Genomic DNA, 13,917 nt, shown 5'->3' on the forward strand with positions numbered 1-13,917 from the left:
GCTGGCCGTGGTCGCCGTCGCCGCGCTGGCGCTGGTCGGCTGGGGCACGCTGCACGGCTGGGACGCCCGGGCGGCGGAGTCCGCGGTGGCGGTCCTCGCGGCTGGCTGCCCCGGGGCGATCGTGGTCGCCCGGACGGCGCCGCTGCTGGCGGCTCTGCGCCGGGGCGGCGACCACGGCATCCTGGTGCGCGACATCGAGTGGCCCGACGTCGACGTCCTGCACCTCGACGGCCTCGAGACCGTCACCGACGGCAAGGAGGTCGCCTCCGTCGACCCGGTCGAGGAGGCGCATCTGCGCAACCTGCGCTGGTTCGCCGGTGCGCTCGAGCACCTGGCCGACGACCCGATCGCCCGGGCGATCGCGCGGCTGTCCACGCGCGGCAACGTCACCGGCTTCGAGCGCTACGCCGACCTCGGCGTGAGCGGGTCGGTCGATCGCCATCCGGTCCGGGTCGGGCGGCCGGCGTGGGTCGGCGTCACACCGTCGGTGACCGACGACGGCGGCGAGGTCGTGGGCGTCGAGGTCGACGGTCGACCGCTGGGCACCATCACCGTGGTCGACACGGTGACCGCCGACGCCAGCGCGGCCGTGGCCGAGCTGGGCACGCTCGGCGTCACCGCCACGCTGACCTCCCCCGAGCGGGAGGCGCGGCTGCGCCGGGTGGCCGCCGCGGCCGGGATCGAGTCGGTCACCTCGACCCCGATCGCGGAGCTGGTCCGCTCCGACCGGGAGCAGGGTCGGCGGACCGCCGTGCTGACGGCCGCCACCAGCGGCGCCGATGCCGATGTCGTGCTCGGCTCCTCCCCCGAAGCCACGGTCCTCCTGGACACGGTCGACGTCACCAGCGGTGTCCGCTCGTTGCGACTGGTGCACGACATGCGCCGCGCGCAGCAGCGCACCCGGGTGGTCGCCCTCGCGCTGACCGGCGTCCTGGTGGCCCTCTCCGCGGCCGGGGTGTTCGCCCCGCTGGCAGCAGCGGCCGGCGCGACCGTGGCGGCGGCCGTCACCGGTCTGGCCGGCTCGGGGCTGCGGTCGCCGGACTAGCAGCGCTCGTGTCGGAGTGGCCGGGGCTGTGCCCGCGAGACCTGGCCGATAGCCCGCCTCAGTGGCGGGATCGCAGGCGGACGTTGTTCGGGAGCGGCGGGGCGGGGATCGGGGGCAGACCGCCGTCGACCACGCCGAAACGCCCGTCGACCTGGACACCATCGGTGATCTGCGCCTGCCACTCGTCGCGGTAGGCCACGATCTCCTCGTGGCTGCGGCCCACGAAGTTCCACCACATCACGATCTCCTCACCGAACGGCGGGCCGCCCAGCAGCAGCACTCGGGTCCAGCCGGCGGCGGTCAGCCGCAGGGTGGTCGTGCCGGGCGGGACATAGCCGAGCGTGTCCTTCGCGACGGGTACGTCGCCCAGCGACACCGCCCCGGTGTCCACCAGGACGCCGTACTCGAAGGACTCGTCGACCGGGATCTCCACGGTCGCGCCGTCCTCCAGCACGATCTCGGCGCCCAGCAGCGGCGTGTGCGTCTCCACCGGCGAGCTGGAACCCAGCAGCGAGCCGAGGAAGACGCGGGCCTCCCAGCCGTCACCTGCGACGGGGCCCGGCACGTAGTGGGCGAAGCCGGGGGCAACGTCGCGGGCGTGCGCGGGCAGCGCCACCCACAGCTGCGCACCGTGCAGCACCGGCGTGACGTCGGTGGAGATCTCCGAGTGGCTGATGCCGCGGCCACCGGTCATCAGGTTGACCTCGCCCGGCCGCACCATCGCGTGGTTGCCGGCGCTGTCGCGGTGCTCGATCTCGCCGGTGAACAGCCACGAGACGGTCTGCAGGCCGGTGTGCGGATGCGGCGCGACCTTCATCCCGCCGGTCACCGACACGTCGTCGGGCCCGTAGTGATCCACGAAGCACCACGCTCCGATGAGGGAGCGCTGCCGCGCGGGCAGGGTGCGGCGCACGTCCATGGCGCGAGGGCCGCCCAGCGGCACGTTCCGTGGCTCGATCAGCTCGATGCCGTGCTCGGCGCCGGCCCGGCAGACCACCTCGTCGGGCTTCGTCTCGGTGTTGCTCATGGCGACACGGTAGGCGGTCGGGTCGCGGTGTCACCGGCAGCCCACCGCGTCGGTTCGCCTGCGTACCTCGACGACCAGCAGAACCAGCAGCCAGCCTCAGACCGAGACGGCGGCGCGGATCGACTCCTTGAGCGACCCCATCGTGGCGAGTACGGCGGTCGGCTCGTAGCCGCAGTGCGCCATGCAGTTGGCGCAACGCGGGTCCTTGCCGCGGCCGTAGGAGTCCCAGTCGGTGGTCTCGATCAGCTCGTCGTAGGTCTCGACGTACCCGTCGCTCATCAGGTAGCAGGGCTTCTGCCAGCCCTTGAGCGAGTACGACGGGATCGCCCACGCGGTGCAGTCGAAGTCGACCTTGCCCTCGAGGAAGTCGAGGAACAGCGGGCTGTGGTTGAGCCGCCACTTCTTGCGCCGGCCGTCGCCGAAGGCCTTCTTGAACAGCTCCTTGGTCTGCTCCGGGCCCAGCCAGTGCTCCTGGTCGGGTGCCTTCTCGTAGGCGAACCCGGGCGAGATCTGCATGTTGTCGACCTTGAGCTCGTCGTTGAGGTAGTCGAGCACGTCGATGACGTCCTGCGGGCTGTCGGTGTCGAAGAACGTCGTGTTGGTCATCACCCGGAAGCCGAGCGACTGGGCGAGCTTGATCGCCTCCACCGCCTGCTGGAAGACGCCCTGCTTCGACACCGACTGGTCGTGGCGCTCCTCCAGGCCGTCAATGTGCACCATCCAGGCGAAGTTCTTGTGCGGCTTGAACTTGTGGATGTGCTTGGGCAGCAGCACCGCGTTGGTGCACAGGAAGACGAACTTGCCCTTGTCGAGCAGCTGCCGGGTGATCTCGTCGATCTGCGGGTGCATCAGCGGCTCGCCGCCGGCGATGGAGACCATCGGGGCACCGGAGTCGACCACCGCGCCGACGGCCTGCTCGACCGGCATGCGCTGCTTGAGCATGTGTGCCGGCTCCTGGATCTTCCCGCATCCGGCGCACTTCAGGTTGCAGGCGAAGAGCGGTTCGAGCTCGATGAGCAGCGGGAACTTCTTCTTCCCCTTCAGCTTCTGCGTGAGGAGGTACTTGCCGATCGCGATCGACTGGTGCAGCGGCATGGACATCTCAGGAAACCTCTCGGGGCAGGGTGAAGCGGACGTTCTCGGAGACCACCTCGGTCTCCCGGACAGTGACCGGGCCGAGGCCGGCCAGGCCGGCGACGACCTCGTCGACCAGGCGCGGCGGGGCGGAGGCGCCGGCGGTGATGCCGACGGAGCGCACGCCCTGCAGCCAGGACAGCTCGATCTCGCCGAGGTCGTCGACGAGGTACGCCGCAGCGCCCTCGCCCCGTGCGACCTCGGCCAGCCGAAGCGAGTTGGAGGAGTTGCGCGAGCCGAGCACGATCACCAGCTCGCACTCGCGGGCCACCGTGCGCACCGCCTGCTGGCGGTTGCTGGTGGCATAGCAGATGTCGTCCTTGCGCGGCGCCCGCAGCGCGGGGAACCGCTCGCGCAGGATCGCGGCGGTCTTCTCCGCCTCGTCCACGGCCAGCGTGGTCTGCATGACGTAGGAGACCTTGGCCGGGTCGATCGCCTCGACCGTCAGGGCGTGGTCGGGGTCGTTGACCACGACGATGTTGTCGGGTGCCTCGCCGTAGGTGCCGACGACCTCCTCGTGGTCGGCATGACCGATCAGGAAGACGGTGTGATCCTGGCCGGCGAACCGCTTGACCTCGGCGTGCACCTTCGCGACCAGCGGGCAGGTGGCGTCGATGACCTGGAGGTGGCGGCGGCGCGCGTCGGCGCGGACCGCCGGCGCGACGCCGTGCGCGGCCAGCACGACGGTGGCCCCCTCCGGCACCTCCTCGACCTCCTCGACGAAGACCGCGCCCTTGGCCTCCAGGTCGGCCACGACGTGCCTGTTGTGCACGATCTGGCGCCGCACGTAGACCGGCGCGCCGTTGCGCTCCAGCGACTTGTCGACGATGTCGATCGCCCGCTCGACGCCGGCACAGAAGCTGCGCGGGCTGGCCAGCACCACCTCGCGGTCGGCGGCCGCCGCGGCCCACTGCTCGATCACCGGCCCGGCCGAGCGCAGCGCGGCGAGGGCACGCAGGCCCCGCACCGGCATGCCGGCGGAGAGCAGCCGCTGCTCGGGCGTGTCCACGATGGCACGTACGACGACGGCATGCTCGAGGCCGGCCAGCAGCAGCGCCGACTCGGTGTCCACCGCGATGGCGCCGGTCGCGGCCAGCCGGGCCCGCTCGGCCGGGTCGTCGACCACCCGTTCGGCGGTGTGCACCGGCCCGAGATGGACCCTCAGCCCGGCCCGGCGCAGCGCACCGGCCAGCAGCGGCGCGGCCGGCAGCTCACGCTCGCCGACCCGGGTGGCGACCACCAGGTCACCGGGGACGAGCGAGGCGTCCAGCGCCCCCGCGACGCCCGCGATCACCGCCGGGCCGGTCAGCGGCGCGGCCAGGCCGCGGGAGCGGCCGGTGCGGCGTACGTCGCCCGAGAGGGCCGGCTTGAGGGCCAACCACTCGGTGCGCAGCGGCGTCAGGACGGTGGCGGTCATGACAGTCCCCTGCGGCGGGCATAGCGGCCCAGCGCCCACATCGGGAAGACCTGGCGGTACATCTCGTAGCCGATGTAGAAGTATCCCGGGAACCCGGTGCCGGTGTAGAGCTCCTCGTCCCAGCCGCCGTCGGGACGCTGGGTGTCGAGCAGGTAGCCGATGCCGCGCTCCACGACCAGGTTCGATCCTTGGGGGCCGTCCTCGCCGGCGGCCAGCAGCGCGAGCAGCGCCCAGGCGGTCTGCGAGGGGGTGGACGCACCCCGCCCGACCCAGGCCTTGTCGTGGTAGCTGCGCAGGTCCTCGCCCCAGCCGCCGTCGGCGTTCTGGTGCTCCTCCAGCCAGGCGACCGCGGCCCGGATCGCGGCGTGATCGGTGGGCAGACCTGCCTCGACCAGCGCCGGCACCGCGGCGCCGGTGCCGTAGAGGTGGTTGGCACCCCAGCGGCCGAACCACGATCCGTCCGCCTCCTGGTGGGCCAGCAGCCAGGCCACGCCGCGGCGGCACTCGGTCGAGTCCGCCCGACCCTCGACGGCAAGCATCTCGACCACGTGCGCGGTGACGTCGGCCGACGGCGGGTCGATGACGTTGCCGAAGTCGCAGAACGGCAGCTTGGTGGCCAGCTCGTGGCCGTTGTCGGCGTCGAACGCGCCCCAGCCGCCGTCCTTGGACTGCATCCCGGCGGTCCAGGTGATGGCGGCGTCCAGGGCCGCCCGCAGCCGGGCCTTGTCCGGGTGGTCGACGCCGCGCAGCGCCAGGATCATCTCGGCGGTGTCGTCGGTGTCGGGGTAGACGTCGTTCTGGAACTCGAAGGACCAGCCCGCGCTCGGCAGATCCGGCCGCTGCACCTGCCAGTCGCCGTCCGCCGTCACCTGCTCGGCGAGCAGCCAGTCGGCCGCCTTCAGTACGGCGGGGTCGTCGGGCGCGACGCCCGACTCCAGCAGTGCGGCCAGGGAGAGCCCGGTGTCCCACACCGGGGACTGGCATGCCTCCAGCCAGCGCATCGGGCCCTCGGGGCCGTCGGGCACCTCCACGAAGAACGTGTCGAGGCCGGCCAGCGCCGCCTTGATCGCCGGGTGGTCCAGCGAGTAGCCCATCTGCCACAGCGCCAGCACCGAGTAGACCCACGGCGGCTGGATGCCGCCCCACCCGCCGTCGGCCTCCTGGCGGGCCAGGATCCACTCCGCGGCCTGGCGCATCGCCAGCTTGCGCAGCGGGTTGGCCGGCAGCTTGCCGAACAGCCGCACGCCGACGTCGAGGCGCTGGAAGATGCCGGCGATGCTCCACAGCGGCCCGAACCGCTCCGGCCGGGCGTGCGTGCGCAGCGGCTCGGCGTCGAAGGACACCGGCACCACCGGGCGCTTGGCGCTCACGATGGTCAGCGGCACGATCGTCTGGCGGGCCCAGCAGCCCCAGTTGTAGATGTTCAGCGGCGCCCACGACGGCAGGAACATCATCTCCGGCGGCAGCGTCGGGCAATCGTCCCACTTCCACAGCCCGACCAGCGAGAGCCACATGTGGGTGAAGACGCGGGCCCGCTCCAGGCCGCCGTGGCCGCGCACCCACTCGGCGGCCGCGACCATGTGCGCGGCGTCCTCGGGATCGCCGGCCAACCGCAGCGCGACCCATGCCTCGACGGTGGTCGACAGCGTGCCCGGGCCGCCGGGGAAGTCGGCCCAGCTCCCGTCGGCGTTCTGCTGCGAGCGGATCCAGCGGGCGCTGCGCTCCTGGTCGGCCGGGACGACGATGTCCAGGACGTGCCGCAGCAACATGTCCTCGGCGTCCATGGTCACGTTGGTGGCCAGCTCGCCCTTCCACCAGCCGTCGGCGTGCTGCCGGGACTTGAGGTGGACGACGGCGGCGTCGACGGCGGCTCGAAGGCCGGCGGGATCGACCACTCGGTCGGCCGAAACCGACCACTCGACCCGCCGAAACTGACCACTCAACTCGGCGGGTTGCTCTTGAAGGGTCACAGCTTCCTCTCCGTCACGAAGTGGGCGAGGTCGACCAGAGTGGCGTGTGGCTCCTCGTCGAGCCCGAGACCCTCCAGCGCGGCCAGCGCGGTGGCGACATGCGTGTCGGCGGCGGTGGTGGCCCATTCCCGGCCACCGGCCTTCTCGATCAGGTCGGCGGCCCGCTTCAGCTCCTCGGGGGTGGCCTGCGAGCGGGACTCGTGGGCGGCGAACCAGGCCGCCAGGTCGGCCCCGGCGTCGCCGCCGTACTCGATGGACCAGACGACGGGCAGCGTCTTCTTGCCCGCGGCCAGGTCGGCGAAGACGGGCTTGCCGGTGACGGCGGTGGAGCCCCAGATGCCGAGCAGGTCGTCGACGATCTGGAAGGCCAGGCCGACCTCGGCGCCGAAAGTGTCGAATGCCCGCACCGTCTCCGCCGGCGCGCCGGCCAGGATCGCGCCGATCGAGGCGCTGACCGCCAGCAGGGCGCCGGTCTTGCCGCCGGCCATCGCCAGACACTCCTCGAGGCCGACGTCCCCGCGCTGCTCGAACGCGACGTCCTCGGCCTGGCCGCGGATGACCGCGCGGGTGGCCGCGGCGAGCGCCTTCTGGGCCTGCCGCTCGTACGGCGAGTCGGCGTCGGCGAGCACCTCGTGCGCGAGCGACAACATCGCGTCGCCGGCCAGGATCGCGGTGGTGTCGTCCCACACCGTCCAGACCGTGGCGCGGTGGCGGCGCTCCCGGTCGCGGTCGATCACGTCGTCGTGTACCAGCGAGAAGTTGTGCACCAGCTCGACGGCGACCGCACCGGGCACCGCCGGCGCGAGGTCGCCGCCGACGGCGCGGGCGACCAGCAGGGCCAGGCCCGGGCGCAGCGCCTTGCCGGCGTTGCCGGTAGCGGGCGTGCCGTCGGGCTCGCACCAGCCGAAGTGGTACGACGCCACCCGACCCAGGAACGGGTCGAGGGTCTCGACGGCACCGCGCAGGGCGGGCTCGAAGAGGCCGCGGGCGTGGGTCAGCCACTCCACACCGTTCATGTCAGGCCACCTCCATCAGGCTGGTCCGGTCCTCGAGTACCGCGGCCGCGGCGGCATCGCCGCTGCGCACCGCCCCCTCCATCGTCGCTGGCCACCCGGTGGCGGTCCACGCACCGGCCACGTAGAGCCCCCGGCGTGTCGTCCGCGGGCCGGGCCGGAACCGGCCGCTGCCGGGCGCCGGGCGGAACGTCGCGTGCCGCTCGCGGGTGACGAAGAAGTCGCGCAGCCGGGCGCCGCGGGCGCGCGGCAGCAGCGCCTCCACGTGCGGCAGGAACCGCTCGCGCAACCGCGCCACCGGCAGGTCGATCAGATCGTCGGCGGCCGAGAGCGAGACGGCGACGTACTGGCCGTGGGTCAGGCCGGCGTGCGACGTCCGGTCGAAGACCCACTGCAGCGGGCTGTCCACGGCCGCGGTGAACGGGCCGTCCAGCACCTGCCGGTCATAGACCAGGTGGAGGTTGATGATCGGGCTGCTGCCCAGCGCCTCTGCCCAGTCGACGGGCAGGTCGAGCGCGTCGGCGGGCAGCAGCCGATCCGCATCGGCGGGGGGTACGGCGAGGACGATCGCCTCCGCGTCGACCCCGGCCAGGTCGGTCACCTTGCTGCCGGTGCGCACCTCGACCCCGGCGTCGCCGAGCGCGCGCAGGGCGGCGTCACCGTGCAGTTCCTGCAGCGGCACCGTCGACCAGCCGATGTCGGCGGCGTCGGCCCGGTCGAGCAGGCCGAGCTGGAAGACCGTCGCGGCCAGGGCCAGCGAGGCGTGGTCGGCGGTGGCGTTGAGCGTGGCCACGCCGATCAGGTCCCACAGCGCCTCGACGGCGCGCGGACCCTGGCCGTGAGCCGCGAGCCACTGCCCGAAGCTGGTCTCGTCGGTGGCCGGGGCGTCCCGGTCGACGCGCCCCAGGGCCAGCGCGGCCGGCACGACGCGGGCCTTCTCGGCGGCCCCGAGCCAGGGGTACGTCGCCAGCGCCGGACCCAAGTGCAGCGGCGCCGGCAGCGAGCCCCGGCGCAGTCGGCCGACCCGGCGGGAGGCCTCGCTGCGAACGGTGACGTCCAGCCGCGGCTGCAGGTGGGTCAGGCCGGTCACGCCGAGCCGGTCGAGCAGGGCGCGGTAGGAGGTGCAGCAGCGCAGGAAGACGTGCTGCCCGTTGTCGACCCGGATGCTGCGCCCCTCCAGGTCGCGCTGGAAGCTGTGGGTGAGCCCGCCCAGCTTCGGCTTGGCCTCGTGCAGCACCACCGACGCCCCGGCGTCGGCCAGCCGGAGGGCGGCGGTGATCCCGGCCAGGCCGCCCCCGATGACGGCCGCCTTCATTCGGGGTCCCCGTTCGCTGAGCCGAATTCGCGGGGGGAGCACAGCGAGCATTCGAATGGGGTGACATTCATGCCCGGCCCCTGACCAGGGCGGTGGCGGCGACCCGCGCCTTCTGCGCGCCGGAGAGCCGCAGCCGCTTGTCGTAGACCTGCACCGGATCGGTGCCGATGACGTGGTTGAGGTGGCGGTAGATGCCGGCCATCGCCGCACAGCAGGCCGCGCTGCGCCGGTCCAGGTGCGGGATCAGCCGCAGTCCGAGGCCGTACCAGTCTTCGGCCCGGGCGGCGGCGAAGCGCAGGTAGGCGGCCAGCCGACCCTGCGGGTCGTCGAGATCGCCGGCGGCGTCGGTGCGCAGCGCGATCCCCCACTGCGCCAGCTCGCTTTGCGGCAGGTAGATCCGGCGGTTGCCCAGGTCCTCGCGCACGTCGCGCAGGATGTTGGTCTGCTGCAGCGCGATGCCGAGCTGGTCGGCGAAGAGCTCGGTGCGCTCGTCGACGGCGTCCGAGCCGAAGATCGACAGGCACAGCCGCCCGATCGAGCCGGCGACGCGGCGACAGTAGACCACCAGGGCGTCCCAGTCGGCGATGGTGACGACGTCGGCCAGGTCCGTCTCCACCCCGTCGATGAGCTCGCCGAAGGCGCCCAGCGGCACCGGGAAGCGGCGGGCGGCATCGGCCAACGCGACCAGCACCGGGTCGGTCGAGGCCTCGAGCCGGTCGAGGTCGGCGCGCACCTCGGCCAGGTCCTTGAGCTTGGTCTCGCGTGGCAGCTCTCCGTCGCCGATGTCGTCGATGCGACGCGCCAGCGCGTAGACGGCGCACAGCGCGCTGCGCTTGGGCGTCGGCAGCAGCCGGATCCCGTAGTAGAAGTTGCCGGCCTCGGCGCGAGTGATCCGCTCGCACTCGGCGTAGGCGTCCTGGAGCGTCGCGGACAGCGTGGTCATGCGTGCCCCCTCACCAGCAGGGCGAGGGCGATTCGGGCGGTCTCCGCCTTCGCCGGCCGCGCGTCGCGGGCGAGCACGTCGCCACCGGCACGGCGCAGGGCGGCGGCGGTGGCCAGCCCCCCGGCCACGAAGCCGGCCACGGCGACCCGACCCCAGCCGCGCAGGCTGCCGACCAGGGCCGAGCCCTCCCGCAGCCACGCCTCGGCCCGGGTCGTCTCGGCGAGCACGCAGGCCCGCAGCCCGAGCGTGGCCGAGGGCAGGTCGAGCTCGGCGTCGGCCACGCCGTACCGCCGCAGAGACTCCTGCGGCAGATAGACCCGACCGGCGCGCCGGTCCTCGGCGACGTCTTGCAGGTGCTCCACGAACTGCAGTGCGGTGCACACCTTGTCGCTGAGCGCGACCCGCTCGGGCGTCGCGGCGCCGACCAGCTCGAGCACGATCCGGCCGACCGGGTCGGCGGAGAGCCGGCAGTAGCCGACCAGGTCCTCGACGGTGGCGTAGCTGGCGACCCGCTGGTCCTGCAGGTTGGCCTCGACCAGGTCGAGGAACGGCTGCCGGGAGAGCCCGCGCGCGCGAACGGTGCGCGCCAGCCGGGCCAGCACGGGCTGCTCCGGGATGGCGCCGTCCCAGATGCCGGCGGCCTGCTCGCGCAGCGCGGTCAGCGCCGCGACCCGGTCACCGGCGTAGCTGTCGCCGAGCTCGTCGACGAGCCGGGCATAGCCGTAGACGGCGTGCAGGTCCTCACGCAGCCGGGCGGGGAGAAGACGTAGCGCGACCGGGAAGTTCTCCCCTGCCTCGCGCGCCTGCCAGGAGGCAGACGCCTCCGGGCGCGCGGCATCCAGCGCGCTCATAGTCCTATCCGATCACGAGACCCGTTCTGAATTCTGCCCTTTACGTTCGCCAATCCAGCAGCAAAACTTGGCTCACCGTGACAAATTCTCATCTCCCCGCCGCCAAGGTCGTCGAGCTGGAGCAACAACTCGGCGACCGCCTGCCCGCGCTCCTGCTCGAGGTCCGCGACGGCCTGGCCGAGAACTGGCCCGACTACGCCGCCTTCCTCGAGGACGACCTGGACGGGATCAGCGGCGCCGCGGCGCTCTTCCTGCACCGGCTGATCCAGATGGCCACCGACGTCCAGGCCCGGCCGCTGGAGGACGAGCAGGGGCTGCAGCTGCTCTTCGAGCAGATCGGCGGGCTGCAGTGGCAGGCCGGACACGATCTGACCCGGCTGCTGACGGCCTACCAGCTCGGCGCCCGGATCGCCTGGCGGCACGTCTCGGAGACGGCCCAGGCGCTCGACCTCTCCCGTGAGTTGATAGCGGTCCTCGCCGAGACGGTGTTCGACTTCGTCAACCAGCTCTCCCAGGCCTCCACCCAGGGGTACGTCGCGGCCCAGAGCGCCGACTCGCGCGCCCGTGACCGGCACCGCGACGAGCTCGCCGACCTGCTGCTGTCCGAGCGCTCCAGCATGGTCGCGATCAGGGCCGCCGCCGACCGGGCCCGCTGGCAGCTGCCGACCCAGGCGGCGCTGGTCCTCGCCGGCGGCGACGCGCCCTCCTCGCGTGACGTGCTCTCCCGGCTCGACTCCTACTCGCTGCCGCTGCGTCAGGGCACCCTGGTCGGCGCGATCGTGGCCGACCCGGTCGGCGCACGCCGGGAGCAGCTGCGGACGGCGCTGACCGGGGCCGGCTGCGTCGTGGGGATCACGGTGCCGGTGGAGATCCTGGCGCGCAGCGTGGAGCTGACCCAGCTGGCGCTGTCGCTGCGCGGCGAGGGCGTGCTGCGCGACGACCCGGTCTTCGTCGACGACCACCTCGACACGATCATCGTGCACCGCGACGCGCGCCTGCTCAGCTTCCTGCGCGACCAGGTGCTGGCGCCGCTGGACGGGCTGCCGAAGGGCTCGCGCGACCGGCTGGTCGAGACCCTGGTCTCCTGGCTGCGCCATCACGGCGACCGGGTCGCCGTGGCCGAGGACCTGCACGTCCACCCGCAGACCGTCAGCTATCGGCTCGGGCGGCTTCGGTCGCTGTTCGGGGACGCACTGGACTCGCCGCGGGAGCGGTCCCGGATGCTGCTGGCGCTGGCCTGGGGCTGAGCGCGACCGCGTCCAGCCGGGCCACGATCGCCGCGCTCACCCGATCGGCGTCGACCAGCGCCGGGTCGGTGGCCAGGCCCACGCCCAGCACGCCGTTCCAGCTCAGCGCACCCAGCACGAACGGCGCGCCGGGGGCCAGTGGCAGCACCGGGTACACCTCGGCCATGACCACGTCGGCCATCGTCAGCTGCTGGGTCGGACCGGGCATGTTGGAGACGATGCCGTTGAAGAACCTGCCGCCGTACACGGTCCGGGCGAACCAGCCCACCATCGGCTCGGGGAAGCAGCGCAGCAGGTGCGCCATCACCCAGCGGCTGGCCAACGCCCGGGTGGGCGTGCGCAGCCGGGCGGTCCGGGTGGCGATCTCGTCGTAGAGCTCCTCGGTGGGCGCCGCCCGCAGCGGCAGGTCCACCATCACCGCGGCGGTGGCGTTGCCCTCCGCCGCGTCGCCCGGCGCCCGCACCATCAGGGGTACGGCGACCCGCAGGCGGCCGCCGGCCCGCTCGATCAACTCGGGGTGGACGTCGGCGACCGCGCCCGCGGTCAGGGCGAGCACCAGGTCGGTCACGCGGCGGCCGGCGGCGGCCTGCTTGACAGCGCTCATCGGCAGCCCGGCGGTGGCGAACGCGCGCCTCCCACTGGGCTGGCCCAGGGGCTTCGGGTTGCCACCGTCGGTGGCCAGCTGGGCGAACCCGACCGCGGTGGCCAGCCCGGTCTGCAGCGCTGTCGGCTGCCGCGGCGGCGTGGGCAGCTCGACCCGCGGGCGCAGCAGGTTCAGCGCCTGGATCACGGTGCCGATCCCGTCGGCGATGGCGTGATGCATCAGGATCACGAACGCGCGGTGGCCGTCGGGCTGCTCCAGCAGCGCGATCCGCCACAGCGGCCGGTCGCGCGGGAAGCGCTCGGCCGCCAGCTCGGCGACGGCGGCGTTGATCCCGGCCCGGTCGGCGACCTGGCGGGAGAAGACGTGCCAGGACCAGTCCAGCGGCGGGGCCGGGACCCAGCGCGGGCGCCGCCACCGGCCGGGCTGGACGATCCGCTGGGTGAACCGCGGCAGCCGCTCCAGCTCGCCCGCCACCACCCGACGGATCGCCTCGAGGCTGGGCTCGCCCTCGGCGTACTCGTAGATGACCAGGCCGCCCACGATCTGCGGCTCGCCGGTCTCCTCGACGTGGAGGAAGAACGCGTCCGGCGCGGGCACGATCGCACCCTCCCAGGGTGGGTGGATCCACAGCGCCACCCGGTCGGCGGCGGCCACCAGCACGAACGCGGCGACGGCGTCGAGCAGGTAGTGGTTGGCGGTGGAGAGGATCACGAAGAGGGTGACCAGCACGTGGACCGCGGAGAGGACCTGGAGCCAGCCGCGCACGCCCGCCCAGGCCAGCACCACGCTCACCCACAGCGCCCAGCCCATGTGCAGCGACGGCATCGCGGCCAGCTCGTTGGCGCCGGCCACCATGAACGAGCCCCAGGACCCGAAGGTGTGGCCGTGGGTCACGGTGTCGAAGAACGTGTTGCCCGGCAGCATCCGCGGCGGCGTGGTCGGGAAGAGCCAGAAGCAGGTCACCCCGATGCCCGTCACCAGCACGAACGACGTGCGCGCCCGGCGGTAGATCTCGGGATGCCGCCACAGCAGGAAGATCAGCGCCGCGATCGCGGAGAGGATGTAGGTGTAGGCGTATTCGTAGTTGGCGATGGTGCGCAGCACCACGTGCGGCGAGAGCCAGTCGTTGAGCGTCTTCTCGATGTCGAGGTGCAGCGACCGCTCCAGATCGAAGATCGCCTTGCCGTGTGCGTCCGCGGCCGCTCGCCGCGCCGCGGAGTGGAAGCTGTCGACCACGAGGTAGTAGCCGAACAGCACCAGGCCGAGGACGATCTGCTCCCACAGCACGATGCGCGGCTTGGCGGCGCGGGCGTCGACGAGACTCATCCGGCTCGACGGGCTGGGTCTCGAC

Annotated in this window: 10 protein-coding genes and 1 pseudogene; 2 read left to right on the forward strand and 9 right to left on the reverse strand. The window is 73.0% G+C overall.

Features of this window, described 5'->3' with window-relative positions:
- Positions 1-1,045 (forward strand): annotated as a pseudogene (locus tag VHA72_RS05165) (hypothetical protein); the annotation flags it as partial.
- Positions 1,046-1,103: 58 nt separating this feature from the next.
- Here the strand turns inward: VHA72_RS05165 and VHA72_RS05170 are convergent.
- The 8 genes from VHA72_RS05170 to hpnC form a co-directional block, all read right to left on the reverse strand.
- Positions 1,104-2,072 carry a pirin family protein gene (locus VHA72_RS05170; protein WP_325573374.1) on the reverse strand — a complete coding sequence of 323 codons (969 nt, stop codon included), beginning with the start codon at positions 2,070-2,072 and terminating at the stop codon, positions 1,104-1,106.
- 96 nt (positions 2,073-2,168) lie between these two features.
- Complete coding sequence (gene hpnH, locus VHA72_RS05175; protein ID WP_325573375.1) at positions 2,169-3,173, reverse strand: adenosyl-hopene transferase HpnH; 1,005 nt, start codon at positions 3,171-3,173, stop codon at positions 2,169-2,171.
- 1 nt (position 3,174) lies between these two features.
- Positions 3,175-4,623, reverse strand: coding sequence for a 4-hydroxy-3-methylbut-2-enyl diphosphate reductase (gene ispH, locus VHA72_RS05180; RefSeq protein WP_325573376.1), 1,449 nt, complete (start codon positions 4,621-4,623; stop codon positions 3,175-3,177).
- Positions 4,620-6,518, reverse strand: coding sequence for a squalene--hopene cyclase (gene shc / locus VHA72_RS05185; RefSeq protein WP_325573377.1), 1,899 nt, complete (start codon positions 6,516-6,518; stop codon positions 4,620-4,622). The genes ispH and shc overlap by 4 nt, the downstream gene beginning before the upstream one ends.
- Positions 6,519-6,589: 71 nt before the next feature.
- Positions 6,590-7,609 carry a polyprenyl synthetase family protein gene (locus VHA72_RS05190; protein WP_325573378.1) on the reverse strand — a complete coding sequence of 340 codons (1,020 nt, stop codon included), beginning with the start codon at positions 7,607-7,609 and terminating at the stop codon, positions 6,590-6,592.
- Between the two features lies 1 nt (position 7,610).
- Positions 7,611-8,921, reverse strand: a complete 1,311-nt coding sequence (gene hpnE / locus VHA72_RS05195) for a hydroxysqualene dehydroxylase HpnE (protein WP_325573379.1) — start codon at positions 8,919-8,921, stop codon at positions 7,611-7,613.
- A gap of 67 nt (positions 8,922-8,988) precedes the next feature.
- Entirely contained in the window at positions 8,989-9,864 is an 876-nt protein-coding gene (gene hpnD / locus VHA72_RS05200; protein WP_325573380.1) for a presqualene diphosphate synthase HpnD, read from the reverse strand.
- The gene (gene hpnC / locus VHA72_RS05205) at positions 9,861-10,715 is read right to left on the reverse strand and encodes a squalene synthase HpnC (protein WP_325573381.1); all 855 of its coding nucleotides are present in this window, start codon (positions 10,713-10,715) and stop codon (positions 9,861-9,863) included. The genes hpnD and hpnC overlap by 4 nt, the downstream gene beginning before the upstream one ends.
- Positions 10,716-10,792: 77 nt before the next feature.
- On the opposite strand from hpnC, the gene VHA72_RS05210 reads away from it, so the two are divergent.
- Positions 10,793-11,962: a PucR family transcriptional regulator gene (locus VHA72_RS05210; RefSeq protein WP_325573382.1), complete on the forward strand. Its 1,170-nt coding sequence runs from the start codon at positions 10,793-10,795 to the stop codon at positions 11,960-11,962.
- On the opposite strand, the gene VHA72_RS05215 is transcribed toward VHA72_RS05210, so the two are convergent.
- Positions 11,865-13,892, reverse strand: a complete 2,028-nt coding sequence (locus VHA72_RS05215) for a bifunctional phosphatase PAP2/O-acyltransferase family protein (protein WP_325573383.1) — start codon at positions 13,890-13,892, stop codon at positions 11,865-11,867. The two genes, VHA72_RS05210 and VHA72_RS05215, sit on opposite strands and share 98 nt — an antisense overlap.
- Between the last annotated feature and the right edge of the window lie 25 nt (positions 13,893-13,917).

This window comes from Nocardioides sp., from assembly GCF_035547795.1.
Taxonomy (GTDB): domain Bacteria; phylum Actinomycetota; class Actinomycetes; order Propionibacteriales; family Nocardioidaceae; genus Nocardioides.